Origin of the sequence: Kitasatospora sp. NPDC089913 (assembly GCF_044748625.1) — a bacterium.
In the GTDB taxonomy this organism is placed as follows: Bacteria; Actinomycetota; Actinomycetes; order Streptomycetales; family Streptomycetaceae; genus Kitasatospora.
On record NZ_JBIVGI010000005.1, the window covers coordinates 310973 to 336945 of the forward strand.

Below are 25973 nucleotides of genomic sequence, written 5' to 3' on the forward strand. Positions count from 1 at the left end.
CGGTGGCGGCGGTCGGGCCGGTGCTTCGGTTCGGGCCGGCCGGTCGTTCGGGCCGGTGGTTCGCGTTCGGGCCGGCCGGTCGTTCGGGCCGGTGGTTCGGGTTCGGGCCGGTTCGGCCGGTGCTTCGGTTCGGGCCGGCCGGTCGTTCGGGCCGGTTCGGGTCCGGCCCGCCGGTGACGCGGCGGGCCGGGTGTCAGGCCTTGCTGCGGCGGCGGCCGAAGCGGGCGGGCGCGGCCGCAGCGCCGTCACCCGCCCCCGCGGCGCGCTGCTCGGCCGCGCGGGCCTGCTCCGTCTCCGCGTGCTGGGCGAGCCGGGACTCGCAGTGGTCGAGCCAGCGGACCTCGGCCTCGGTCTGGAAGATCAGCTGTTCGAGCACGAGCAGCCAGGCGAGGTCGGCGCCGGGCTGCCCGGGCCCGCCGGGCCGGCTCTCCCCGGCCAGGGCGCGGGCCTTGAGCCGGGTGTAGTCCTGGAGCGCCTTGATGCTGTGCCGGCGCTGGCCCTGGACCACGGCGGGGACGTCGACGCCCGGGACGGTGACGGCCATGGCGAGCTTGATGGCGAGTTCGTCCCGGGGCGGGTTGGTGCGCGGCACCGGGGTGTCGAACCAGGTCCGCAGTTCGGCCCGGCCGGCCTCGGTGGCCTCGTAGAACTGGTGGCCCTCCTCGTCCTCGCCGGCGGGGACGACCAGTCCGTCGCGCTCCAGCCTGGCCAGGGTGGTGTAGACCTGGCCGACGTTGAGCGGCCAGGTGGCGCCGGTGCGCGCCTCGAACTCGGTTCTCAGCTGGTAGCCGTAGCGCGGCCCCTGGTCGAGCAGGGCGAGCAGGCCGTGGCGAATGGACATACCGAGTATGTATACCCGGTATGCTCGACGGGTCAAGCCGGGACCCCGAGGGGCGCCGTGCCGAGAAGCCCTGCCGGGACGCCCCGCCGAGGACCTGCCGGGACCCAGCGGAGACCTCCGCCCGGACCCCCGGAGCGGGAGCCGACGCGGGCGGGCCGACGGCGACCGGTAACGTCGTACCGCGTGAGCCAGTTGCGCATCGCCACCTTCAACCTGCTGCACGGCCGACCGCTGGCCCCCGACGGCGCCCCGCGGCCCTTCCCGCCCGACCCCGCGGCACCGCTCGCGGAGGCGGTGGCCGCGCTGGACGCCGACGTACTGGCCCTCCAGGAAGTGGACCGGCACCAGGCCCGCTCGGGCGGAACCGACCAGGCGGCCGTCGCCGCCGCCGCGATGGGCGCCACCGACTGGCGCTTCGCCGCGGCCCTGCACGGCCGCCCCGCGCCGGTGGCCGGCTGGCTGCCGGAGCCCTCGGCGCCGCCCGGGATCCAGGTGTACGGACCGGCCGACCTCGACGGGCAGGCACCGCCCGCCTACGGCACCGCGCTGCTGACCCGGCTGCCGGTGCTGCACTGGCGGGCCCGCCGGTTCGCGCCGGCGCCGTTCGGACTCCCGCTGCGGGTGGCCGGCCGGCGCGGGCTGACGCCCGTTCCGGACGAGCCGCGCGCGGCACTGGCGGCGGTGCTGGAGGGCGGGCAGGGGCCGTTCACGGTGGTCGCGGCGCACCTCTCGTTCGTCCCGGGCTGGAACATGGCGCAGCTGGCGGCGATCCGCCGGTGGATCGCCGACCTGCCGCAGCCGTACCTGGTGCTGGGGGACTTCAACCTGGTCGGCGCGGTGCCGCGCACGGTGCTGGGCGGGGCGAGCGCGCTGGAGCGCTCGGCCCCCCGGGCGCGGGTGCGGGAGCTGCGGGCGGCCCGGCGGGCCCGGCCCGCACTGGTGGAGCCGCGCCGGCGGCGGGTGCGGGAGCCGCGGGCGCGGCTCCAGGGCTGGTACGACCTGGCGCGCACGCCCACCTACCCCTCGCACCGGCCGGCGGTGCAGTTCGACCACGTGCTGGCGGTGGGGGTGCCGCGGACGGCGGTGGGCCCGGCGACGGCGCCGCGCACGGCGGTGTCGGACCACCGCCCGCTGGTGGTCCGGGTCTCGCTGTAGCGGATCCCGCCGCCGGGAGAGGGCGCGCTACTGCCGGGTCAGGTGCGCGTTCTGCTGCGGGACGTGCGGGACGGACGGCGCGCGCGGGGCCGGCGGGGCGGGCTGCCCGCCGGGATCGGCCGGGGCCGGCGCGGCCGCGACGGCGGTGGCGGTGACGGGCCGGTCGGTGACCGGCGGCGGGTCGTACTGGAGCAGCAGCATGGCCGCGTCGTCGCCGAGCTGGCGTCCGACGTGGCGCACGACGTCCTCGTGCAGGCGGCGCAGCACCTCCACCGGTCCGCCGTCGGCGTGCCGGGGGAAGCGTTCGGCGAGCGGGTAGAAGACGCCGGCCCGGTCGCGGGCCTCGATGACGCCGTCGGTGAAGAGCAGGACCCGGTCTCCGGGGCGGAGCGGGACCCGGTGGACCGGGGGCCGGACGTCGAGGGGGTCGAGGACGCCGAGCGGGGGCACCGTCTCGGCGAGTTCGAGCGGACGGACGGCCTCGCCGCCGCGCAGCAGCAGCGGGGCGGGGTGGCCGCAGTTGACGATCTCGGCGGTGCCGTCGGGGCCGACGCCGATCAGGACGAGGGTGACGAACTCCTCCTCGACGCCGGGGTGGTCGTTCTCGTGCAGGGCGCGGTCGAGGCTGTCGGCGAGCCAGCCGGCGACCTTGTCGAGGGCGGCCTCCTGGTGGGCCGCCTCGCGGAAGGCGCCGAGCACGGCGGCGGCGGTCTCGACCGCGCCGAGACCCTTGCCGCGCACGTCGCCGACGACGGCGCGCACACCGTGCCGGGTGTTGACGACTTCGTAGAGGTCGCCGCCGATGCGGGCGTGGGCGGCGGCGGCCGCGTAGTGGACGGCGGCGCGGACGGTCCCGACCCGGTCGGGGACGGGGCGCAGCAGGACGCGCCGGGCGATGGAGGCGACCAGCTGGGCGTCGGCGAGGAGGCGCTCCTGGCGCAGCCTCAGGGTGGCACTGACCCAGCTGATCACGGCGACGAGGACGATGGCGAAGACGGTGGCGCTGTGCACGGACTCGGCGAGCACGTCGTTGCGCACGGCCATGGCGAAGGCCGCGAGCTCGGTGCAGGCGCCGATGGCGAGGGGGTACCAGGTGCGGCGGCTGACCACGGCGGCCAGCGCGGGGACGGCGGTGAGCGCCGGTTCGACGGTCACCGCGGCGTCGGTGAAGTAGTCGAGGACGACAACCAGCGCCATACCGATGAACGGCAGCGACAACGCCGTCCTCGGCCAGGTGCCGGTCGCGCCGGGTGCGGTTCCCGGGGTCGGCCCGGCGAACCGTTCTCTGATCCATCCGGTCGCGCTCAACTTCGGTTCTCCAGCAGAAGACGCGGATGCCCGGGGGCACCTGCGGTGATGACTGAGGGTTAGGGAATACGGGCCTCGCTGGCGGCCGGAGCACGGGGGTTGACCGGTTACCGACCCCACAATAGGCGCGAAACGTGCACTACGCACAGGTTTCGCCCGATGCCGTGATGACTTGAATGCTCTCTGTGACTCATTCTTCACTGTTCCCGATCAGGAGCCGTTCCAACTCTTTTCGGTCGGGAAGTCCTGCGGGTTGTTCGATCCGGCCGCTCCGGACGTACAGGAACGAGGCCGTGACCTGCTCCGGCGGAACGCCGGCCTGTTCGGCCCACGCCAGTCGGTACACGGCGAGTTGGAGCGGGTCGGCGGTCTCCTCGCGGTGCGTCTTCCAGTCCACCACTTCGTAGCGTGACGCGCCGCCGATTTCTGACCCGCCGTCACCGTCACGGTAGACCGCGTCGATCCGGCCGCGCACCACCCGGCCCGCCAGCACCAGCTGGAACGGTGCCTCGACCCGCAGCGGGGCCCGGTCCGCGTACGGGGTGCGCAGGAACGCCTCCTTGAGGCGCTCCAGGTCCTGCTCGTCCTCGATTCCGTCGTCGTCGGCACCGGGCAGCGCGCCCGGGCCGATCAGCATCAGCGGTTCGATCCGCGACTGCACCCAGGCGTGGAAGCGGGTGCCGCGCCGGGCCGCGGGCTGCGGCGGGCGGGGCATCGGGCGGGCGAGGTCGTGCGCGAAGCCGTCCGGGTCGGCGGCCAGCCGCAGCAGCTGGGTGGCGGAGAGCGAGGCCGGCAGCGGCACCTCCCGCACCCGGCCGCGGGAGCGCTCCAACTCGCCGATCAGCGCGGTCAGGTCGCGGTCCCAGGACTCGACCAGCCGGCGGTCCTCGGGCGCCATCGGCCCGGGCTCGGGGGCGGGCTGCCCGGCCAGGCGCCGGTGCACGACCTCGGCGACCCGGCGGCGGGCGTGCTGGGCGGCCGGGTCCAGCGGCAGCGGCCAGGGGCGTTCGACGGGTGCGGCGAGCGCCGGGTTCTCGGCGTCCTCCGCGGGCGGCTCGGCCCAGTGGTCGATCTCGCCGTTGCCCGGCAGCTCGGCGTGCTCGCGCAGCTGCTCCAGGAAGGCCGAGGGGCCGCGCGGGGTCTTCTGGCTGGGCCCCCACCAGTGGCCGGAGGCGAGCAGCAGGGAGCGGGGGCGGGTGAAGGCGACGTAGCCGAGGCGCAGTTCCTCGGTGGCGGAGTGCTCGGCCAGGGCGGCCTTGAACTCCTTCATGGCCTTCGCGTTCCAGCCGCCCCGCACATCGGGCAGGGTGGCCGCGTCGCCGCGCAGGGCGTGCGGCAGGACCCGCTTGGCGCTGGTCCACCGCTCGCGCGGGGTCGAGGACGGGAAGGCGCCCCGGACCAGACCGGGCACCGCCACGACGTCCCACTCCAGGCCCTTGGACTTGTGCGCGGTGAGGACCTTGACGGTGTCCTCGCCGCCGGGCAGACCGGCGTCCAGACCCCGGTCGTGCTCCTGGGCGGCCCGCAGGAAGCCGAGGAAGGCGGCGAGGCCCGGGTCGCCGTCGAGGTCGGAGAAGGAGGCGGCGACGTCGAGGAAGGCGTGCAGGGTCTCCCGGCGGCGGGCGGCGAGCGCGTGCGGGGAGGCGGCGAGTTCGACCTCCAGGCCGGTGACGGCGAGCACCCGGTGCAGCACGTCCATCAGCGGTTCGGCGAGCGAGCGGCGCAGCTCCCGCAGTTCGCGGGCGAGCCGGGCGAAGCGGATCCGGGCCTCGGCGGAGAACTGCGGGGCGTCCGGCTCCTCGGGCTCCTCGCCGTCCAGGAAGCTCTCCAGGGCGTCGGCGAGCGAGACCACCTCGGTCGGGTCGGTCTCGGCGACGGCGGCGGCGAGCGGCTCCACGCCCTCGGGGCGCGCGGTGCGGACCAGTTCGGCGGCGCGCCGGCCGAGCAGCGCGAGGTCGCGCGGGCCGATCCGCCAGCGCGGGCCGATCAGCAGCCGGACCAGCGCGGCGTTGGCGGTCGGGTCCTGGAGCACCTCGCACACCGCCACCAGGTCGGCGACCTCGGGCAGGTGGAGCAGCCCGCCGAGGCCGACCACCTCGACCGGTACCTCGCGGGCGACCAGCGCGGCGTGCACGTCGGGGAAGGCCGCGCCGCCCCGGCACAGCACGGCGATCCGGCCGGGGGCGGTGCCGGTGCGCACCAGGTGGGCGATCCGGTCGGCGAGCCAGTCGATCTCCTCGGCGTGGGTGGGCAGCAGCGCGGCCAGCACCCGGCCGTCGAGTTCGGCGCCGGGGGCGGGGCGCAGCGCCTCGACGCCCTCGTGCATGGCACGCAGCGGCGCGGCGAGCCCGTTGGCGAGGGCGAGCAGCCGGCCGCCGCTGCGCCGGTTCTCGCTGAGCGCGTACCGGTCGGCGGGGGTGCCGTCGGCGGCGGGGAAGTGGTGCGGGAAGTCGTCGAGGTTGGCGACGGAGGCGCCGCGCCAGCCGTAGATGGCCTGGCAGGGGTCGCCGACGGCGGTGACCGGGTGGCCGGGGGCGGGGCCGTCCGGGCCGGCGCCGAACAGACCGGCCAGCATCAGGCGCTGGGCGACGGAGGTGTCCTGGTACTCGTCGAGCAGCACCACCCGGTACTGGTCCCGCAGCAGGGCGCCGACCTCCGGCCGCTGCTGGGCGAGCCGGGCGGCGGCGGCGATCTGGTCGCCGAAGTCCATCAGACCGGCCGCGCTCTTGCGGCGCCGGTAGTCCTCGACCAGGCGCAGCAGCTCCAGCCGGGCCCGGGCGCCGGCGGGCACCGCCCGCAGGTCCTCGTTGCTCAGCCGGACGCCGGCCAGGGTGTCGAGCAGCTCCTCGTCGTGGGCGCGCAGCCGCTCGGGCGTGACGAGGTGCTCGGCGAGTTCGCCGTCGAGGGCGGTGAGGTCGGCGACCAGGCCGGTGAAGGTGCCGGTGAGGGCGGGGAAGGGGCCCCGGGCGGAGCGCAGCACCTTGGCGGCGAGCTGGAAGCGGGTGGCGTCGGCGAGCAGCCGGACGTCCGGCTCGATGCCGATGCGCAGGCCGTGCTCCTTGAGGAGGCGACCGGCGAAGGCGTGGTAGGTGGAGATCTCGGGTTCGCCGAGGGCCTCGTCGGCGGGGGCGGCGTACCGGTCGTCGTCCGCCGGGGGCTGCCCGACCCCGGCCTGGCGCAGGGCCGCGCGGACGCGCTCGGCGAGTTCGCCGGCGGCTTTGTTGGTGAAGGTGAGGCCGAGGACCTGCTCGGGGCGGACGGCGCCGGAGCCGACCAGCCAGACCACCCGGGCGGCCATCACGGTGGTCTTGCCGGAGCCGGCGCCGGCGACGATGACGGCGGGCCGCAACGGGGCGCCGATCGCCGCGATCTGCTCCCGGTTGAAGGGGATGCCCAGCAGCTCCTTGAGCTGATCGGGATGGCTGAGCACGGCGGTCACCACGCAACGGTAACGGGGCCCGCCGACAGCCCGGGCGCCGCTGTGGCGACGGCCACGTGTTGCGAGGGCCACGCCGCGCTGCCGCCGCCCGGGTCACGGAGGCGGAGGGGCGGGCTACTCGACCACCTGGACGCCCTCGCGCTGGGCGGAGCAGCTGCGCCGGAAGGTGCAGCGGTCGCAGCCGCCGCCGGTCTGCGGGACGAAGCGTTCGGCGAGGATCCGCCCGGCGGCGTCGGCGAGCAGGTTCTCGATCCACGGCTCGCCGTCGGGCGGGTCCTGCCGCTGCACCTTGGGCGCCTCGGGCACGGCCTTGTCGGGCTTGCGGAGCTGGACGAGTTCGGCGCCGCCGGACTCGGCGGCGGTGGCCGCGTCGAAGCCGGGCAGCCCGTTGAGCGCGCCGGAGCGGACGGCGAGCTGGTACACGGCGAGCTGCTTGTGGTCGGGCAGGGACTTGTCGGTGGGCGCCTGCTTGCCGGTCTTGAAGTCGACCACGTAGGCGCGGCCGGCCTCGTCCTGCTCGACCCGGTCCATCGAACCGCGGATCCGCACCTGGACGCCGCCGGCGTCGAGGGTGACGTCGAAGCCGTGCTCGGTGGCGACGACGTCGCGGCCGCGGGCCATGACGTGCCAGGTGAGGAAGCGCTCCAGGGCGTCGCGGGCCTCGGACTTCTCCTGCTGGGACTTCCAGGGCGCGTCGAAGGCGAGCGCGTCCCACACGGTGTCCAGGCGTTCCATCAGGACGGCGAGGTCGGCGGGGGTGCGGCCGGAGCCGACCTCGTCGGCGAGGGCGTGCACGACGTTCCCGAAGCCCTGCGCGGCGGAGGAGGTGCCGCGGGCCTTGACCTCCTTGTCCAGGAACCACTGGAGCGAGCAGCTCTCCAGCTGTTCCAGGCCGCTGCCGGACAGCCGCACCGGCAGCGCGGCGTCGCGCAGCGGGGCGGGGGCGGCGGTGGGGTCGTCCAGGCCCCACCAGGCCTCGGGGCGGGCGGCGGGGACGAGCGGGCGGTCCTCGTCGTCGGTGGCGAGGGCGAGCGTGGCGAGCCGTTCGGCGGCGGCGCGGCGCAGCTCGGGCGAGCGGGTGGGGTCGACGGTGACCGCGCGCAGCTCGGCGACCAGCGCGGGCACGGCGAGCGGGCGGCGCGGGCGGTGGGTGACGTCCTCGACGGTGACGGCCGGGGTGCGGCTCAGCACCCGGCCGGTCCTGGGATCGACGTCCTCGCGGTAGAGCTCGCGCAGGAAGCGGGACGGCTGGTCGCCGTCGTCGGCGGGGGCTTTGACGGCGGTGACGACCAGCCGGTCCTTGGCCCGGGTGGCGGCGACGTAGAAGAGGCGGCGTTCCTCGGCGAGCAGCGCGGCGGGGGTGAGGGGTTCGGCAAGGCCGTCGCGGCCGATCCGGTCGGCCTCCAGCAGGGAGCCGCGGCGGCGCAGGTCGGGCCAGAGGCCGTCCTGGACACCGGCGACGACGACGAGCCGCCACTCCAGGCCCTTGGCGCGGTGGGCGGTCATCAGCCGGACCGCCTCGGGGCGCACGGCCCGCACGGTGAGGGTGTCGGCCGCGATGTCCTGGGCCTCCAGCTCGGCGAGCAGGTCGAGGGCGCCGCGGTGGCCGGTGACCTGCTCCTCGGCGCGGGCCGCGGTCTCGAAGAGGGCGCAGACGGCGTCGAGGTCCCGGTCGGCGTTGCGGCCGGCGGCGCCGCCGCGCAGGGCGGCGCGTTCCAGGCGTTCGCGCCAGCGGCGGGAGCCCTCCCACAGCTGCCAGAGGGCGTCCTCGGCGGTGCAGCCGCCGGCGAGGGCCTCGCGGACCTTGCGCAGCAGGCTGCCGAGGGCGTGCGCGCGGCGGGCGTAGGGGGTGTCCAGGACGGCGAGGCGCTCGGGTTCGGCGAGGGCCTCGCGGACCAGTTCGCCGGCCGGGCGCGGGACGGTGGCCACCGGGGCGGGCGCGGCCGGGGCGGCCCCGCCGTTCCCCTCGCCGTCCTCGTCGCCGCGCTCGTCGCCGTCCGGCTCGGCGTCCGTCCCGGCGGCGGTGCGGGCCCGCCCGGCCGCACGGGCCCGGTCCGCGGCCTCGGCGCGCAGCGCGGCGCGTTCCTCCTCGCGCAGGGTCCGGCCGAGGCGGCGCAGGTCGGCGCCGTCCAGGCCGCCGAGCGGACCGGTGAGCAGGGCGTGCGCGAGCTCGGTGGTGAGCGGGTCGGGCCCGCCGGGGCCGGGGCCGCCGTCCTCGGCGTCGTCCCGGCGGTCGCGGACGGCCTGCTCGGCACAGACCCGCAGCGCCAGCAGCAGCTGGGCGACGGCCGGCTCCTCGCGCAGCGGCAGGTCGTCGCCGTCGATCTCCAGCGGCACCCCGGCCGCGCCGAGCGCCCGCCGCACCCCGGGGATGGACCGGGCGCCGGCCCGGACCAGCACCGCCATCTCGCCCCACGGCACGCCGTCCTCCAGATGGGCCCGGCGCAGCAGGTCGGCGACCGAGTCCAGCTCGGCGCCCGGGGTCGGGTAGGTGCGGACCTCGACCCGGCCGCCCTCCCGGGCGGGCAGCGGGGCGCGGTGCTGGGCGAGCTTGTCGCTGGGCAGCCGGCCCATCGGCATCCGCCGGGTGAGTTCGCGGGCGGCGGCGAGCAGCACGGCGCCCGAGCGGCGGGACACCCGCAGCACCTTGACCTCGGCGGGACGGCCGTCGGCGTGCCGGAAGGTCTGCGGGAACTCCAGGATGCCGTTGATGTCGGCACCGCGGAACGCGTAGATGGACTGGTCCGGGTCCCCGACGGCGACCAGCTCGCGCCCGCCGCCGGCCAGCCGCCGGAGCAGCCGGACCTGGGCCGGGTCGGTGTCCTGGTACTCGTCGACGAAGACCGCGTCGTAGCGCTCGCGCAGGCTCCGCTCGACCTCGGGGCGCTCGGCGAGCAGCACGGCGCGGTGCACCAGCTCGGCGTAGTCGAGGACGCCGCGCAGGTCGAGCACGTCGAGGTAGTCGGCGAGGAAGTGCGCGGCGGCGGCCCAGTCCGGGCGCCGCACGCCCTCGGCGAAGCGGGCCAGCTCGGCCTCGCCCAGCCCGAGCTCCCGGCTGCGGGCGAGGACGGCCCGGACCTCGTCGGCGAAGCCGCGGGTGGTCAGGCAGGCGCGCAGGTCGAGCGGCCAGGCGATCCGGGAACGGCCGCGCCGGGCGTCCTCGGCGCCGCCGGCGAGCAGCTCGCGGACCATGACGTCCTGCTCGGGCCCGGAGAGCAGCCGCAGCGGCTCGGCGTAGTCGGCCGGGTCCTGGTGGGCGCGGAGCAGGGCGTAGCAGAAGGAGTGGAAGGTGGTGGCCTGCGGGGCGGCGGCGCGGGCGCCGGCGGGGGTGGCGGAGAGCCGGCCGGCCATCCGGTCCCGCAGTTCCACCGCGGCCTTGCGGCTGAAGGTGAGGACGAGGATCCGCTCCGGGTCGGTGCCGTTCTCGATCCGGCGGGCGACGGCCTCGACCAGCGTCGTGGTCTTGCCCGTGCCCGGACCGGCGAGCACCAGCAGCGGACCGCCCGTGTGCTCGACCACGGCGCGCTGGTAGGCGTCGAGTTCGGGCGGTACGGGCGGTACGAGGGGGCTGCGCACCAGACGGTAGGGGGAGCTCACGGACGTCCTGGGGGTCGTGCTCGGGCAACTGCGGGCGGGCCCCGCCGAGGGGCCCGCCGTACATCGAGCCTACGATCCTGCCCCGTCATTCCCGTCCGCGCACGTGATTCCGCCCGATCCGGGCCCCGGCGCCCCCTGCTACTCCCCGTCGGCTCCGCCGTCCCAGCGGGCGCGCCGCAGGTCGACCCGGGGCGGGTCGGCGAGCTCCCGCAGCGGGGTGCCCTCGTCGCCGTAGTGACCCAGGGCGCGGTGCTCGTGGCCGGGCAGCAGGCGGCCGTCGGCGCGGACCACCCGCCACCACGGGACGGCGCCGCCGTAGAGGGCCATCACCCGGCCGACCTGCCGGGGCCCGCCCTGCCCGAGGTACTCGGCGATGTCCCCGTAGGTCATCACCCGGCCGGGTGGAATCCGCTCGGTCAGGTCGAGCACGAGTTCGGCGAAGGGAGGCAGCTCGCCGCGGCCTGCCTCCTCGGGGGCGTCCGTCACCTGCGGCATTCTTCCGCATCCGGCCGGACGACGGGGCCCGTGCGAACGATCCGCCGCGCCCGATCCGGCCCCTGTCCAGCGCGGGGCGCCGAGGCATGCCACCATCTTCGGGGCGGTGAGTGGTGATACGAGGACAAGACCAGATGACCGGGACGGCTGACGTGGGCGTGGACGAGGGCTCCGACGAGTCCTCCGACAGCATGCCCGCAGGTCGCGGCGGACAGCCCGCCGCCGCGCCGTCACCGGAAGTCTCCCTGATCAAGGACCGGACGATCAAGAGCCCCCAGCCGACCGGCCCCGCGACCGGGGCGCCCGCCGCCGTACCCGGCCAACCGACCGCGGCCGACCCCGGACCGGGCACCGTGACCGACGGGGCCCCGGCCCCGCAGCTCGCGCACGACCCCCTGGACGACGCCCCGCACCTGGATGTCGACGAACCGCTGCTCGCCGCCCGCGCGCACCGCCCCTCGGACCTCATCCGCTTCCTGGCCGGCGTCTTCGGCATCGTCGCGGTGTTCGTGCTCGCCGGCGTGGCGACCTCGACCACCACCGGCATCGAGATCGACATCGCCGAGAACGCGCCGCGCTTCTCCCCGGTGCTGTCCACCATCACCGGCCTGGTCTCCAACGTCGCGGTGCTGGCCGTGCCGCTCGCCTTCGCGGTCGAGCGGCTGATCAAGCGCGACGGGCTGCGGGTCGCCGACGGCGTCCTCGCCTCGGTCCTCGCCTACGGCGTCTCGCTGGGCATCGACTGGTGGGTGGCCGAGGGCGCCTCCGACCACATCCGGGACGCGCTGACCCGCTTCCCGCTGGACTCCGTCGGCACCCTGACCGACCCGGTGCACGGCTACCTCGCCCCGGTGATCGCCTACATGACGGCGGTCGGGATGTCGAGCAGACCGCGCTGGCGGGTCGCGCTGTGGGTGGTGGTGGTCTTCAGCGGCATCACCGAACTGCTCGGCGGCTACACCACCCCGCTGTCCCTGCTGCTCACCGTGCTGATCGGCTGGTCCGTCGCCTACGGCACCCTCTACGCGATCGGCTCGCCGAACATCCGGCCCACCGGGCAGCACCTGATGATCGGCCTGCGCAAGGTCGGCTTCACCCCGGCCAGCGCCCACCGCGCCCCCGACGCCCCCGGCGGCACCCGCCGCTACCTGGTCGCCCAGCAGAGCGGCCCGCCGCTGGACGTCCACATCGTCGACCGCGAGCAGCAGGCCTCCGGCTTCTTCTACCGGGCCTGGCGCCGGCTGCGGCTGCGTTCGGTGGCCGTGCGGCGCAGCCCGCAGTCACTGCGCCAGGCGCTGGAGCAGGAGGCGCTGATCGCCTACGCGGCCGCCGCCTCCGGCGCCCGCGCCCCGCAGCTGGTCGCCACCTCCGAGCTGGGCCCGGACGCCGCGATCCTGGTCTACGAGAACGTCGAGGGCCGCACCCTGGACGACCTCGCCGACGAGGAGGTGACCGACCGGGTGATGGCCTCGCTGTGGGAGTCGGTCGCCGCCCTGCACGAGCGCCGGATCGCGCACCGCCGGCTCACCGGCGAGTCGCTGCTGGTCGTCGACGGGAAGACGGCCTGCCTGGTCAACCTCTCCGGCGGCGACATCGCGGCCACCGACCTCACGCTGCGCATCGACGTCGCCCAGCTGCTCACCACCTTCGCGCTGCGGATCGGCCCGGAGCGCACGGTCGCCACCGCCAACGCGGTGCTCGGCGCCGAGCGGGTCGCCCAGGCGCTGCCGCTGCTCCAGCCGGTCGGGATGAGCCGCTCGACCCGGGTCGACCTGAAGAAGCTCGGCAAGGAGCGCAAGGCCGCCGCCCAGGCCAAGGCGCTGGAGCAGGTCGCCGCGGGCGAGCGCACCCAGGAACAGGCCGAGGAGGACATCGCGGTCGCCGGTGAGGACCTGCTCAGCCGGATCCGCGGCCAGATCCTGCAGATCGCGCCCGAGGCGCCGATGGAGCCGGCCAGGCTGGAGCGGCTCAAGCCGAAGACGCTGATCATGGTGATCGCGCTGACCTTCGCGGCCTATCTGACGCTGACCACCGTCAAGCCGGCCCAGCTCAAGCTCTCCCAGATGGACTGGGCCTGGGCGGCGGTGGCGCTCGCCGCGGCGGGCTTCTCCTACGTGGCCGCGGCGATGAGCCTGACCGGCTTCGTCCCGGAGAAGCTGCCGTTCCGCCGGACCGTGGCCGCCCAGATCGCCGGGTCCTTCGTGAAGCTGGTCGCCCCGGCCGCGATCGGCGGCATCGCGCTGAACACCCGCTACCTGCAGAAGGCGGGCATCCGCTCCGGCCAGGCGGTCGCCTCGGTCGGCGCCTCCCAGCTGGCCGGCCTGACCGGGCACCTGCTGCTGCTGTTCAGCTTCGGTCTGATCACCGGCAGCCAGACCAACGGCGACCTCTCCGCCTCCCGCGCGGTGATCATCGGCGTGCTGAGCGCGGCCGTGCTGGCGCTGGTGGTGGCCGCGGTCGCCCCGCTGCGGCGGTTCGTGCTGAACCGGCTGCGCTCGCTGTTCTTCGGCGTGGTGCCGCGGATGCTCGACCTCATGCAGACGCCCAGCAAGCTGGTCACCGGCTTCGGCGGCATCCTGCTGCTGACCCTGTCGTTCACCGCCTGCCTGGACGCCTCGGTGCAGGCGTTCGGCGGCTCGATCTCCTTCTCGGCGGTCGCCGTGGTCTTCCTGACCGCCAACGCGGCCGGCTCCGCCATCCCCACCCCGGGCGGCATCGGCCCGGTCGAGGTCGCCCTGATCGGCGCGCTCACCGTCGCCGACGTGCCGGCCGCCGTCGCCACCCCGGCGGTGTTCCTCTACCGGGCGCTCACCTTCTGGCTGCCGGTGGTGCCCGGCTGGATCTCCTACAACGTGCTCCAGCGCAAGGGCGCGCTCTAGCCCCTCGTTCCGGTCCCCTTCGGGAGGAAGCCCGGAACGAAGGAGCCCGGAACGCGGCAGCCGGAACGCGGAAGCCGGAACGCGGAAAGGGCCCGCCGGAGCGGGCCCTTCACGGTGGTCGGTACCGCGCGGTGCGGTCAGTACACCGGCTTGTGCGGCTCGATCTGGTTCACCCAGCCGAGCACGCCGCCGCCCAGGTGGACGGCGTTGGAGAAGCCCGCCGACTTGACCACGGCCAGCACCTCGGCCGAGCGGACGCCCGACTTGCAGTGCAGCACGATCTTCCGGTCCTGGGGCAGCTGCTCCAGCGCGTTGCCCATCAGGAACTCGTTCTTCGGGATCAGCACCGCGCCGGGGATGCTGACGATCTCGTACTCACCGGGCTCGCGGACGTCGATCAGGAAGATGTCCTCCTCCTCGTCCTGCCACTGCTTGAGCTGCTTCGAGGTGATCGTCGAACCGGCGGCCGCGGCCTGCGCCTCCTCCGACACGACGCCGCAGAAGGCCTCGTAGTCGATGAGCTCGGTGACGGTCGGGTTCTCGCCGCAGAGCGCGCAGTTCGGGTCCTTGCGGACCTTCACCTGGCGGTAGTTCATCTCCAGGGCGTCGTAGATCATCAGCCGGCCGACCAGCGGGTCGCCGACCCCGGCCAGCAGCTTGATCGCCTCGGTGACCTGGATCGAGCCGATCGACGCGCACAGCACGCCCAGCACGCCGCCCTCGGCGCAGGACGGGACCATGCCCGGCGGCGGCGCCTCCGGGTAGAGGCAGCGGTAGCAGGGGCCGTGCTCGGCCCAGAACACGCTCGCCTGGCCGTCGAAGCGGTAGATCGAGCCCCACACGTACGGCTTGCCGAGCAGCACCGCGGCGTCGTTCACCAGGTAACGGGTGGCGAAGTTGTCGGTGCCGTCCACGATCAGGTCGTAGCCGGAGAAGATCTCCATGACATTGGAGTTGTCGAGGCGCTCGTCGTGCAGGATCACCTCGACGTAGGGGTTGATCTCCTTGACCGAGTCCCGCGCCGACTCGCCCTTCGAGCGGCCGATGTCCGACTGGCCGTGGATGATCTGCCGCTGCAGGTTCGACTCGTCGACGACGTCGAACTCGACGATCCCCAGCGTCCCGACGCCGGCCGCGGCCAGGTACATCAGCGCGGGCGAGCCCAGACCGCCGGCGCCGACGCACAGCACCTTGGCGTTCTTCAGCCGCTTCTGCCCGGCCATGCCCACGTCGGGGATGATCAGGTGGCGGGAGTACCTGCGGACCTCGTCGACGGTGAGCTCGTCGGCCGGCTCGACCAGGGGTGGCAGCGACACGGGTTCTCCGTTGCTCGTCGGTTCGGGTGGCCGGGGCCAACCTCTTGGGGCTTGTTGCTCCGCCACCGCGGTGGCTCTGCTAGGCCAACAGTGTCACGCCGCCCCGGTATTCCGAGACAGCCCGTCCGAAGGACGAGACGGGCCGCGCCGGATGGTGGGACCACGCACCGGGCCCCGGAACGGTCGCCGCGGACCGTCCCGGGGCCCGGAAACAGCGGGTTCCCGGTGCTGCCGCGGTCCGGACCGGTCCGGACCGCGGCGGCGGCGCCGGCTCAGACCCGGCAGGCCGTCTCCAGCCAGACGTCCCCCAGTGACTCCTCCAGCGGCACCTGTGTCCGCCAGCCGAGACGGTCCCGGGCGGTCCGCACGTCGGCCTGCCGCCACGGCACCGGCTCCCCCGCCGGCGCCCGCCCCTCGCCCGGGCGGGGCTCCGCCGGACGGTGGCCGGGCAGGTGGTGCGCGGGCACGTGCCCCGGCACGTGCTCGACCGGCCCGCCGGCCTGCGCGGGCAGGACGACCTGCCGGTTCTCCTCGACCACCGACCCCTCGAAGCCGGACGCCCGGACCAGCAGCTGGGCCGCCTCCCGGGCCCGGACGGCATGCCCGCTGCCGACGTTGATCACCCCGGTGGCGGCCGAGACCGCGGCCGCCTGGATCGCCCGCGCGACGTCCCTGACATCCACGAAATCCCGGTATCCGGACAGGTCCGGCATCCGCACCTGGGACTCCTCGCGCTCCAGCGCCCGCCGCAGCCCCTCCGCCAACCGCCCGAACAGCGAGGCCGTCGGCGCCCCCGGCCCGACCACGTCGAACACCCGCAGCACCGCGGCGTCCAGCCCGGAGGCCAGCACCAGCTCCGTCCCGGCCAGCTTCGACACCCCGTACGGCCCCACCGGCCGGGGCTCGGCGCTCTCCGACACCGGCACCCCGCCCGGGACCGGCCCGTACTCGGCCGCCGAACCGACGTGCACCAGCCGGGCCGGTTCCCGGCTGCGCCGGATCCCCTCGCAGACGGTCGCCACGGCGAGCGTGTTGGCCCGGATCAGCGTGCGCGAACTGCCGTAGGTGGCACCCGCGCAGTTGATCACCACCTGCGGCGCGACCGCGTCCAGGAACCGGGCCAGCGCCCCGGGGCTGCCCGTGGTCAGGTCGAAACGGATGTCGGCGGAGTCACGCCGGCCGAGTACCGTCACCTGCAGTTCCGGATCCACGAGCAGGCGATCGGTGACCCGACGGCCGATGAAGCCGTCGGCGCCCAGCAGCAGCACCCTCATCGGGGGGCGTCCTTCCACGAAGCCAGACCGGGCACGGTCTGGCGGGTCCGAGTGAACAACGGGAAAGCGGGAGTTCGAGGGGCCGGACGGCCCCTGGGCGCCGTCCGGCCCGGACGGCGGTCAGCGGTGCGCATCGGGGCGGCCCAGCACCGGCCAGGCGTACAGCAGCAGGGCCAGCGCCACCGCGCCGCCGCCGAGCGGCCCGGCGTACGGTGCGGGCGGCGCCGCCGTGGCCGCCGCTCCGGCCAGCGCGCCCAGCGCGGCCGCCGCGGGACGGCCGCAGCGCGCCAGCAGCACGGGCAGCACCAGCAGCAGGCCGAGCACGCCCTGCGCCGCCCACTGCGCGGGCCCGGCGCGCTCGGCCGCCAGGTGCAGCAGCCCACCGCCGGGTGCCGGGCCGGGGCGCGGGGCGAGCGCGGTCAGCACGGCCAGCGCCGCGAAACTCAGCACGGCCAGCACCGCCAGGTGCAGCGCCAGCGCCACCGGGAGCACCGGCCGCATCCGGGACCTGAACTCGGCCAGCGTCGCCGCCGCCCCCAGGTGCCCCCGGCCGACATGCCGGTACCACCGGGCCGCCCACTCCGCGGACCCGGTGGAGATCGCCGCCGCCAGCACCAGCGCGGCCGTCACCCGCCGCTGCTCCGGCCCGTCGGCCGCGACGGCCAGCGGCACCAGCAGCAGGGCGGCCAGCCCGGCCCCCCGCGCGGCCGGGTCCCACCAGCGGCGGGCCCCGGCGGGCGGGCCCGGCGGCCGTCGCTCCGGTCCGGGCGGGCCCAGCTCCGCCTCCGGCCCCTCCCCGGGGCCCGGGCCGACCCAGGGCGCGGCCGCCGGACCGCCCGCGCCGGCGGTCCCGGCGGCGGCCGGGACCAGGGCCAGCGGAACGGCCGCCGCCAGCAGGACGGGCCGGCCGGCGCCGAGCGCGGCCGCTGCCGCGCACGGGAGCACGGCCAGCCCCGCCGTCCGCACCGCCGCCCCGCGCCGCCGCCGACGGCCCCGGGCGGGCTCGACCGGCTCCGCCGAGGGCGGCCGGCGTGGCACCCGGGCGTACAGCTCCTCGGCGAGCGAGAACAGGTCGGCGTGCCGGCACCGGGCGGCGGCGTCCGGTCCGAGCCCGGCCTCCGCCAGCCCGGCGGCGATCTCCAGCGGGTCCACGGCCCGTTCGCACAGCACTCGGTGCTCGGCCATCACCTCCCGGACCGGATCACCGGACCCGTCCGCGAGCCCCACGGCCGCCGCTCGCCCGCCGCCCGCCATCAGACCGCCTCCGCGAACGACCCGGCCCGGTCCGGCGCCTCGCCCGTCACCGGCAGCCGCCCCCGCGCCAGCGCCAGCACGGCGCCGGCCCCGTCACCCGGGTCCGCGCTGCCGGCGGTCCCGGTGCCGTCGGCGTCGGTGCCGCCGGTGTCCTCGCCCTCGGCCGCCGCCGGCTCCGCCGTCGCCCGGTCCGCCGTCCCCGGGGCGGCGGACTCCGCGGCGGACTCCTCCGGCCCGGTGCGACGGCGGTCGGTGATCCAGTACTCGGCGGGCCGGGCGAACGGGCGGGGCCGCGGGCCGGCACCGGCGTCGGGCGCGGCGGCCGGGAAGGCCGGCCACTGGGAGACCAGCTCCAGGTAGATCTCCCGGAAGGCACCGGTCACCGGCTCGACGGCGAAGCGTTCCTGCGCCCGCAGGCGGCCGGCCAGCCCGAGCCGGGCCCGGCGCTCGCCGTCGCGCAGCAGGGCGAGACAGGCGCCGGCCAGGGCCTGCGGGTCCCGCGGCGGCACCAGCAGCCCGGTCGGGCCGACCACCTCGCGGGCCACCCCGACATCGGTGCTGACCACCGCCCGGCCGCTCAGCATCGCGTCGGCCAGCAGGCGGGGGCGGCGCTGGGAGAGGGCGGAGAAGACCACGACGGTGCCGTCCGCCCAGGCGTCGGCGGCCGAGCGGGGCCGCCCGGCGAACTCGACCGCGTCCGCCACCCCGAGCCGTTCGGCGACGGCCGCGCAGTGCGCGCGGTAGCCGGGGACGGCCTCCTCCCCGTGCAGGACGAGGCGCGCGGCGGGCAGTTCGGCGCGGACCCGGGCGAAGGCGTGCAGCGCGAGTTCGGGGTCGCGGCCCGGCTCCAGCGCGCCGGCCCAGACCAGGGTGGGGGCCGCCGGTTCGGGGCCGGCCGCGGGCCGCTCCACGGCCGGGGTGCCCTCGTACACGACCCGGGTCCGCGCCGGGTCGGCCCCGCAGCGGCGCTGCCACTGCTGGTCGTGGGCGCTGCCCGGGGTGAGTATCGCGGCCTGCCGGTAGGTCTCCTCGGTGAGCGCCCGGAAGAAGGCGAGCAGCAGGGCCCGGACCGGCCAGCGGTAGGGGGCCTCGCGGTAGCCGAGGTACTGCTCGCGCAGGTGCAGTCCGTGCTCGGTGACCACGAACGGCACACCGTGCAGCTGTTTGGCGACCAGCGCGGGCAGCGCGGCCGGGCCGCCGCCCACGACGTGGCAGAGGTCGGCGGCGCCGAGGCCGCCGGGCGCGGTGCCGTACCAGGGGGCGGAGAGCGGCCGCAGGCACTGTTCGAGCAGGTCGGCGGCGACCAGGACGTCGCAGACCAGCGGCTGGCCGGCGGAGGTGTCGGCGCCGGGCGAGCGCCAGACCCGCTCCAGCACCCGCCGGGCCCGGTCGGAGACCAGGAAGGCGGGCAGCGCGCCGTCGGCCCGGGCGAGTTCGGCGAGCCGGTAGAGGCCGGGGCCGAAGCCGGACCGCTCGCCGGGGCGCAGCAGGGACCGGACCAGCCGGTCGTAGGCGGCGGCGTACTGCCGGCCGCGCAGGGCACCGGGCGCGCGGCCGGCCGGGCGGCGTCCCCAGAGGGCGAGCTCGTGGATCGCGGGCCCGGCCGTGCCCTCCGCGTCGGCCGCGCCCGCTCCCCCGGCCGGCCGGGACGATCCGCCGGGCCCCGTCGGCCGCGCGGGCCCCGCGGACCCCGCCGTCCCGGCGAGGACGTACCACGCGAAGTCGTGCTCGCGCAGGCCGTCCACCAACCGGTCGCACCAGCCGCCGGCGCCACGCGGGGAGCGCGGGCGCACACCCTCGGTGAGCAGTGCTACGCGCACGGGAGACCTCCAGGACAGAACGGATCGACGGATGGCCGGGCCGAGCGGGCGGTGCCGGCCGAGCGGGCCGGTCGGCGCCCGGCCGCCCCACGGCGACGCGTGCGGCGCGTGCGACGTGGGGGCGGCCCGGGGCGGAGGAGGCGTTCCGCCGCAGACACGGCGGCCCGGACCGGTGGCCGCCGTCGGCCGCCACCGGCCGTCGGCGTCCCTCGCGCGGCCGCCCTCCGGGTTCTCCGGCGGCCGCGGCTCCCCCACACCTGTTCGGTCCGACAGCAGAAAGGTAGGACCGGCCCGGGGCAATCCATCGGTCACATGCCTGGTTGCCACCTGAACGAGTGAACCGGAGTGACCTCTTCCCGATCATGGCGTTAACGGCGGCCCCGCACGGGGTAACCCCCGCCCCACCATGACGGGGGCGGGCGTCAGGCCCGGCCCAGCAGCTCCTTGACCGCCCTGGCGACGGCGTCGGGGTGCTCCATCATCGCGACGTGCCCCGAGTCCGGCAGCACCAGCAGCCGGGAGTCCACGAAGGCCGCGCAGGCCCGGCGGGCGGAGCGGTAGGAGACGAGTTTGTCCCGCAGCCCGTACACCAGCAGGACGGGCGCGGTCACCCGGGCCGCCTGCCGCCACAGCGCCTGCTCGCCGCGCTCGGTGTACGCGGAGACGATCCCGCGCGCCGAGCCCACCAGGGCCCCCGCCGCCCAGGGCAGCTCGGTCCGCCGGCGGTACTGGGCCACCGCCTCGGCCCGGGCGGCCGGGCCCAGGCTGTCCGGGTCCCCGTAGACGAGCCGGAGCAGCCTGTCGGCGGCCCGCTCGGGCTCGCGCGCACCGCTCGGCAGCCGGCGCAGCAGCCCGGGGACGCCGGGGACGGCGAGCAGCGCGGTCGGCCAGGCGGAGCGCTGCGGGGGCAGTTCGGGCAGGGCCGGCGAGACCAGGGTCAGGCTGCGGACCAGGTCCGGGCGGAGCGCCGCGAGCCGGACGGAGACCGCTCCGCCGAGCGAGTTGCCGAAGAGGTGGACGGGCCCCCGGCCGGCGGCCTCCAGGTAGCCGGTGACGGCCCGGACGTGGCCGGAGAGGCCGAGGTCGCCGTCGGCGGGCGGGGCGGATTCGCCGAAGCCGGGGAGGTCCACGGCCTCGCCGTCGAGCTCCCCGCCGAGCCGGGCCATCAGCGCGTTCCAGTTCGCGGCGGAGCCCCCGAGCCCGTGCACGAACAGGGCCGGAGCCCGTCCGCCGGCCGGGGCGGGAGCGGCCGGAACGGCGCCGGAGCCGGTCGCGGGCCGGTGCACGGCCAGGACCGCTCCGGGCACTTCGACGGCCCGGAAGGGCGCCGGGGAGACCGGTTCCGGAAGTATCTGCTGCTCAGCACCGCTCATGGTGGACGATGGTAGTGAGCCGGTGCGGTCGCGGCCCCTCGACCGCCCGGGGCCGGAAGGTGTCCCATTCAGCGGTCCGCAGCACTGCCGACGGCCGTGGTGCGCGCCGTATTGTGGGCTCCTGACAAGGGGGACGGCCGCTTTTCTCGCGCCTGGCAAGCGCGGACGCGGTTACCCGAAAGTAGAATCGGCCATCCCGCCGACCCCGTACGACCCGTGAAGTGAGGAGCGCCGTGACGGCCATCCAGGAGGCGCAGGAGCGCCCGCGCGGTGCCCGCCTGCCGCGAAGCGCCCGCCGTGAACAACTGCTCGGTGCCGCCCAGGAGGTGTTCGTCGCGCAGGGTTACCACGCGGCCGCCATGGACGACATCGCCGATCGTGCCGGGGTGAGCAAGCCGGTCCTCTACCAGCACTTCCCCGGGAAGCTGGAGCTCTACCTGGCGCTGCTGGACAAGCACTGCGACGCGCTGGTCGACTCGACCCGCGAGGCGCTGGAGACCACCACCGACAACAAGCTCCGGGTGGCGGCGACGATGGAGGCGTACTTCAACTACGTCTCCAGCGAGTCCGGTGCGTTCCGGCTGGTCTTCGAGTCGGACCTGACCAACGAACCGGCCGTGCGCGAGCGCGTCGAGCGGGCCGCCGAGGCCAGTGCGACGCTGGTCAGCACGGTGATCCAGGAGGACACCGACCTCCCGGAGGCGGAGTCCAAGCTGCTCGCCGCAGGTGTCTGCGGCCTGGCCCAGATCACCGCCCGGTACTGGCTGTCGCAGGGTCTGGAGATCCCGCGCGACGAGGCGGTCCGGCTGGTCGCCAGCCTGGCCTGGCGCGGACTCAAGGGCTTCCCGATGCACCCCCACGCGGAGTCCGCGGACGGGTCCTCCGACCGGTGATCCACTGACCTTCGTCTGGGCACCGATCCGGTGCTCTATGGTGAAGCCGTACGGCGCGGTAGACGTGAACGCTTGTCCCAGGCGGTCCGGTGCCGCGCGTGGATGGCTGCAACCCCGGAGGGACGGAAGCCGTGGAGGTCAAGATCGGCGTGCAGAACGCGCCGCGCGAGATCGTGATCGAGAGCTCGCAGACTGCCGAGGAGATCCAGAACGCGATCGCCAAGGCGCTGGAGGGCACCGAGAAGCTCTTCACCCTGGCCGACGAGCACGGGCGTCGCGTCATCGTCCCGGCGGACCGCCTGGCGTACGTGGAGATCGGCGAGCCGGCCGTGCGCAAGGTCGGCTTCGGCACGCTCTGAGCCCGACGGGCCTCGCCCGGTGCCCCGTCCCCTCGGTCGAGGGGGCGGGGCACCGTCGTTCCCGGGGCCCGTTCCCGGGGCCCGTACCTGGAGCGCGTACCCGGAGCGCGTTCCCGGAGCGCGTTCCCGGGGCGGGCGGTGCGCACGGGGTGTAGCGGCGGGACACCCGGGGTACGGCGACAGTGCGGCCGACCGCAGGCCGCGCACCGGTACCCCGGGGAGGCATCCTTGCTGGTCGAGACCGTCGCCTTCGCCCTCGTCGGCCTGATCGTCGGCGCCGCCGCCCTGCTGTCGCTGCCCGCGTACTTCCCGGCCCCCCGGGCACTGACCCTGGGCACCGCCCTCGGGTCGGCGCTGCTGACCGGCGTGATCGCGCACTTCACCATGGACGGCCGGTACCCGGCGGCGAGCATCGCGGTCTCGGCGGTGGCCTCGGCCCTGCTCACCTCGGTACTGGCCCGGCCCGACCTCGCGGCCGGGCGGGCACCGGCGCACCGGCACCGCCAGCACCGGACGGGCGGGCACCGGGCCGGCGGGCACCGCACGGGTGCGCACCGGCGCCACCGGCCCGCCTGAGCGTCCCGGCCCGGGCGGACGGGCCGCCCCGGTGCGGTCGGCGGATCAGGAGGCCAGGCCCAGGGCGGCCATCCGCCGGGTGTGCGCCTCGGTGATCCGGTTGAACATCTTGCCCACCTCGACCAGGTCGAAGCCCTGCACCTGGACGCCGCCGACCAGCAGGTTGGACAGCGCGTCCCGCTCGGCGACCACCCGCTGGGCCTGGCTGAGCGCCTCGCCCATCAGCCGCCGGCCCCACAGGGCGAGCCGGCCGCCGGAGCGCGGATCGGCCTCGATGGCCTGCCGGACCTTGTCGACCGCGAACTGGGCGTGGCCGGTGTCGGACATCACGCCGAGGACGAGCTCACGGGTGTCGTCGTCCAGCCGGACGGCCACCTCGCGGTAGAAGTCGGTCGCGATCGCATCGCCGACGTAGGCCTTGACCAGGCCCTCCAGCCAGTCCGAGGGCGCGGTCATCCGGTGGAACAGCTCCAGCGGCTCGACGAACGGTCGCATCGCCTCCTCCGGCTCGGCCCCGATCTCGGCGAGCCGGTCGTGCAGCCGCTGGTAGTGCTGGAACTCGGCGGAGGCCATCCGGGCCAGCTCCGCCTTGTCCGCGAGGCCGGGCGCGAGCTTGGCGTCCTCGGCCAGCCGCTCGAAGGCGCTCAGCTCGCCGTACGCGAGGGCACCGAGCAGGTCCAGTACGGCGGCCCGGTAGCCGGGTTCGGCCGAGCAGGTCGCCCAGTCGCCGATCGAGCCGGCCGCCACGTCGTCCTGCGTCTCACCACGGTTCTCCATGACCCGCCACCTTAGGCGCTGTCTCCACGGTGGGGCCAGGCGACCGCACCGGGGGCGGCTCCCGCTCCCGGTCCGTCCCCGGGCACCTCACCCACCTCTCCGACCTGCGATGTCGCCCGCGTCACGTGTTCGAGTCGTCGGGTGACTGTATGGTGGTACGGAGGCCCGTCGTGCTCGCACGGTGTCACCGCCGTCTCGGTGTGCCGGGCGAGCCCGCTCCGGAACGCCGCCGTCCCTCCGGACGCGTCGTACGGAAGCCGGGACCTCAACGTACGCGGATGCCCGGTCGGAGAGCCGATCGGCTCCGACCAGGGCTTGGACTTCAAGCCTTGGCACCGCATCAGTGGCCGAGCGAGGGCCGCCGAGACCGCGCCGGTCGGCGCAGGTCCCGCGCAGGTCCCTCACGGGAATCCTCCCCGACGCCGCCGGCGACGCGCCCCTTCACCGGGCCGCGCGCACCGGCCGGCCGCAGGGACCGGCGCGGTTGTGCGTCCGCGCAGCTGTATTCGAGGCCGTCCAGGCCCGTACACAGTCGCGCGGACTGCCCGCCCGTCGCTCGCTCTCGGCCCCTCCACACGGAAGAGGCAGCACCCTGTCCACCACCGCTGAACCCATGAAGACGACGTTCCGGGACCTGGGGATCCTCCCGGAGACCGCCGAGGCCCTCGAGTCCGTCGGCATCGTCCACCCCTTCCCCATCCAGGAGATGACCCTCCCGGTCGCGCTGACCGGCCACGACGTCATCGGCCAGGCCAAGACCGGCACCGGCAAGACGCTCGGCTTCGGCCTGCCGCTGATCGAGCGGGTCGTCGTGCGCGCCGACGTCGACGCCGGCCGCGCCACCGAGGAGCAGCTCACCGAGTCGCCGCAGGCGCTCATCGTGGTCCCGACCCGCGAGCTGTGCACCCAGGTCACCAACGACCTGCAGACCGCCGGCAAGGTCCGTGACGTCCGCGTCCTGGCCGTCTACGGCGGCCGTGCCTACGAGCCGCAGGTCGAGGCGCTGCGCAAGGGCGTCGACATCGTCGTCGGCACCCCGGGCCGTCTGCTCGACCTGGCCGGCCAGAAGAAGCTGGACCTCTCCAAGGTCCGCTCGCTGGTGCTGGACGAGGCCGACGAGATGCTCGACCTCGGCTTCCTGCCGGACGTCGAGAAGATCATCACCATGCTGCCGGCGAAGCGGCAGACCCTGCTGTTCTCGGCGACCATGCCGGGCCAGGTCATCAGCCTCGCCCGCCGCTACATGAGCCAGCCGACCCACATCCGGGCCGCCGCGCCGGACGACACCGGCACCACCGTCGCCAACACCGAGCAGCACATCTTCCGTGCGCACTCGCTGGACAAGGTGGAGATGGTCGCGCGCATCCTGCAGGCCGACGGCCGCGGGCTGGCGATGATCTTCTGCCGGACCAAGCGGACCGCCGCCGATGTCGCCGACCAGCTCACCCAGCGCGGCTTCGCGGCCGGCGCGGTGCACGGCGACCTCGGGCAGGGCGCCCGCGAGCAGGCGCTGCGGGCGTTCCGCAACGGCAAGGTCGACGTGCTGGTCTGCACCGACGTCGCCGCCCGCGGCATCGACGTCGAGGGCGTCACGCACGTGATCAACTACCAGTGCCCCGAGGACGAGAAGACCTACCTGCACCGGATCGGCCGCACCGGCCGGGCCGGCGCCTCGGGCACCGCGGTCACCCTGGTCGACTGGGACGACATCCCGCGCTGGCAGCTGATCAACAAGGCGCTGGAGCTGTCCTTCAACGAGCCGGAGGAGACCTACTCCACCTCGCCGCACCTCTACGAGCTGCTGAAGATCGCGCCGGGCACCAAGGGCATCCTGCCCCGCTCGGAGCGGACCCGGGCCGGGCTCGGCGCGGAGGAGGTCGAGGACCTCGGCGAGACCGGCGGGCGCGGTTCGCGTTCCGGCGGACGGGGCGCCCGCCCCGCCGGGCGGGGCGGCTCCGCCCGGCCCGAGGCCGCCGAGCCGGCCGCGGCCGAGGAGAAGGCCTCCCGCAAGACCCGTGAGCGTCGGCGGACCCGCCGGGGCAGCTCGGTCGAGGGCGGCCTCGTCGACGAGGCCGCGGACGCCACCGCGGCGCCCGCGGCACCGCAGGCCCCGGCCGTCGAGGGCACCGAGGACGGCGCCGCCCCGCGCCGCCGTCGCCGCCGCTCGCGCGGTCCGGCGTCCGGCGAGGGCACGGCCACCGAGGCCGCCGCCGTCGTCGCCGAGGCCGCCGCGGTCGAGCCGGCCACCGCCGCTCCGGCCGTCGCCGAGGCCCCGGCCGCCGAGGAGAAGCCGAAGCGTACCCGCACCCGCTCGCGGGCCAAGGCCGCGGCTCCGGCCGAGGCCGCCGCCGAGGCGGGCACCGCACCGGCTCCGGCCGAAGGTGCCGCCGACGTCGAGGCCCCGGCCCCGCGCCGCCGCACCCGGGCCCGCCGTCCGGCCGCCGCCGAGGCGACCCCGGAGAGCTGACCCGCGCTCCCCGAAGGGGCGGTCCGGACCTCCGGACCGCCCCTTCGGCGTCCCGCGCGCGCCCCGGGGACGCCCGGCGGCCGCGCGACGTCCCGGCACGCCGGGCCCCGGAACGACCGGCCGGACGCCCCTATGCTCGGGTCACCCACG

The 25973-nt window shown here is 76.0% G+C and carries 17 protein-coding genes; 6 read left to right on the forward strand and 11 right to left on the reverse strand.

Annotated elements, in window-relative coordinates:
- Positions 1-193 precede the first annotated feature (193 nt).
- The gene (locus ACIPYS_RS11155) at positions 194-841 is read right to left on the reverse strand and encodes a PadR family transcriptional regulator (RefSeq protein WP_093860637.1); all 648 of its coding nucleotides are present in this window, start codon (positions 839-841) and stop codon (positions 194-196) included.
- 183 nt (positions 842-1024) lie between these two features.
- Here ACIPYS_RS11155 and ACIPYS_RS11160 point away from each other — a divergent pair, with 183 nt between their 5' ends.
- On the forward strand, positions 1025-1996 hold the full coding sequence (locus ACIPYS_RS11160) for an endonuclease/exonuclease/phosphatase family protein (protein ID WP_093860638.1): 972 nt from the start codon (positions 1025-1027) through the stop codon (positions 1994-1996).
- A gap of 27 nt (positions 1997-2023) precedes the next feature.
- On the opposite strand, the gene ACIPYS_RS11165 is transcribed toward ACIPYS_RS11160, so the two are convergent.
- From ACIPYS_RS11165 to ACIPYS_RS11180, 4 genes are all read right to left on the reverse strand, one after another.
- Positions 2024-3304, reverse strand: a complete 1281-nt coding sequence (locus ACIPYS_RS11165) for a PP2C family protein-serine/threonine phosphatase (protein ID WP_159424901.1) — start codon at positions 3302-3304, stop codon at positions 2024-2026.
- A gap of 190 nt (positions 3305-3494) precedes the next feature.
- A complete protein-coding gene (locus ACIPYS_RS11170) occupies positions 3495-6743 on the reverse strand; it encodes a UvrD-helicase domain-containing protein (protein ID WP_400745400.1) in 3249 nt (1082 codons plus the stop codon).
- 114 nt (positions 6744-6857) lie between these two features.
- On the reverse strand, positions 6858-10340 hold the full coding sequence (locus ACIPYS_RS11175; protein WP_400745402.1) for an ATP-dependent helicase: 3483 nt from the start codon (positions 10338-10340) through the stop codon (positions 6858-6860).
- A gap of 138 nt (positions 10341-10478) precedes the next feature.
- Positions 10479-10835 carry an MGMT family protein gene (locus ACIPYS_RS11180; RefSeq protein ID WP_400745404.1) on the reverse strand — a complete coding sequence of 119 codons (357 nt, stop codon included), beginning with the start codon at positions 10833-10835 and terminating at the stop codon, positions 10479-10481.
- Between the two features lie 134 nt (positions 10836-10969).
- On the opposite strand from ACIPYS_RS11180, the gene ACIPYS_RS11185 reads away from it, so the two are divergent.
- On the forward strand, positions 10970-13714 hold the full coding sequence (locus tag ACIPYS_RS11185) for a flippase-like domain-containing protein (protein WP_400745406.1): 2745 nt from the start codon (positions 10970-10972) through the stop codon (positions 13712-13714).
- A gap of 137 nt (positions 13715-13851) precedes the next feature.
- Here ACIPYS_RS11185 and moeZ read toward each other — a convergent pair whose 3' ends face one another.
- From moeZ to ACIPYS_RS11210, 5 genes are all read right to left on the reverse strand, one after another.
- Complete coding sequence (moeZ, locus tag ACIPYS_RS11190) at positions 13852-15030, reverse strand: adenylyltransferase/sulfurtransferase MoeZ (protein ID WP_093860642.1); 1179 nt, start codon at positions 15028-15030, stop codon at positions 13852-13854.
- Positions 15031-15302: 272 nt separating this feature from the next.
- Positions 15303-16304: an NAD-dependent epimerase/dehydratase family protein gene (locus tag ACIPYS_RS11195; RefSeq protein WP_400745408.1), complete on the reverse strand. Its 1002-nt coding sequence runs from the start codon at positions 16302-16304 to the stop codon at positions 15303-15305.
- A gap of 120 nt (positions 16305-16424) precedes the next feature.
- Positions 16425-17489 (reverse strand): hypothetical protein, encoded by a 1065-nt coding sequence (locus ACIPYS_RS11200; protein WP_400745410.1) that lies wholly within the window; start codon positions 17487-17489, stop codon positions 16425-16427.
- 68 nt (positions 17490-17557) lie between these two features.
- On the reverse strand, positions 17558-19378 hold the full coding sequence (locus ACIPYS_RS11205; protein ID WP_400745412.1) for a DUF3492 domain-containing protein: 1821 nt from the start codon (positions 19376-19378) through the stop codon (positions 17558-17560).
- A gap of 422 nt (positions 19379-19800) precedes the next feature.
- A complete protein-coding gene (locus ACIPYS_RS11210; protein WP_400745413.1) occupies positions 19801-20751 on the reverse strand; it encodes an alpha/beta fold hydrolase in 951 nt (316 codons plus the stop codon).
- A gap of 233 nt (positions 20752-20984) precedes the next feature.
- On the opposite strand from ACIPYS_RS11210, the gene ACIPYS_RS11215 reads away from it, so the two are divergent.
- The 3 genes from ACIPYS_RS11215 (at position 20985) to ACIPYS_RS11225 (ending at position 22579) form a co-directional block, all read left to right on the forward strand.
- Positions 20985-21644 (forward strand): TetR/AcrR family transcriptional regulator, encoded by a 660-nt coding sequence (locus ACIPYS_RS11215; protein WP_093860646.1) that lies wholly within the window; start codon positions 20985-20987, stop codon positions 21642-21644.
- Positions 21645-21775: 131 nt separating this feature from the next.
- Positions 21776-22003: a DUF3107 domain-containing protein gene (locus ACIPYS_RS11220; RefSeq protein ID WP_030392940.1), complete on the forward strand. Its 228-nt coding sequence runs from the start codon at positions 21776-21778 to the stop codon at positions 22001-22003.
- A 228-nt stretch (positions 22004-22231) separates the two neighbouring features.
- On the forward strand, positions 22232-22579 hold the full coding sequence (locus tag ACIPYS_RS11225; RefSeq protein WP_093860647.1) for a hypothetical protein: 348 nt from the start codon (positions 22232-22234) through the stop codon (positions 22577-22579).
- Between the two features lie 45 nt (positions 22580-22624).
- On the opposite strand, the gene ACIPYS_RS11230 is transcribed toward ACIPYS_RS11225, so the two are convergent.
- The gene (locus tag ACIPYS_RS11230) at positions 22625-23356 is read right to left on the reverse strand and encodes a ferritin-like fold-containing protein (protein WP_093860648.1); all 732 of its coding nucleotides are present in this window, start codon (positions 23354-23356) and stop codon (positions 22625-22627) included.
- Positions 23357-23969: 613 nt separating this feature from the next.
- Between ACIPYS_RS11230 and ACIPYS_RS11235 the strand changes: the two genes are divergently transcribed.
- On the forward strand, positions 23970-25823 hold the full coding sequence (locus ACIPYS_RS11235; RefSeq protein WP_093860649.1) for a DEAD/DEAH box helicase: 1854 nt from the start codon (positions 23970-23972) through the stop codon (positions 25821-25823).
- Positions 25824-25973: the final 150 nt, after the last annotated feature.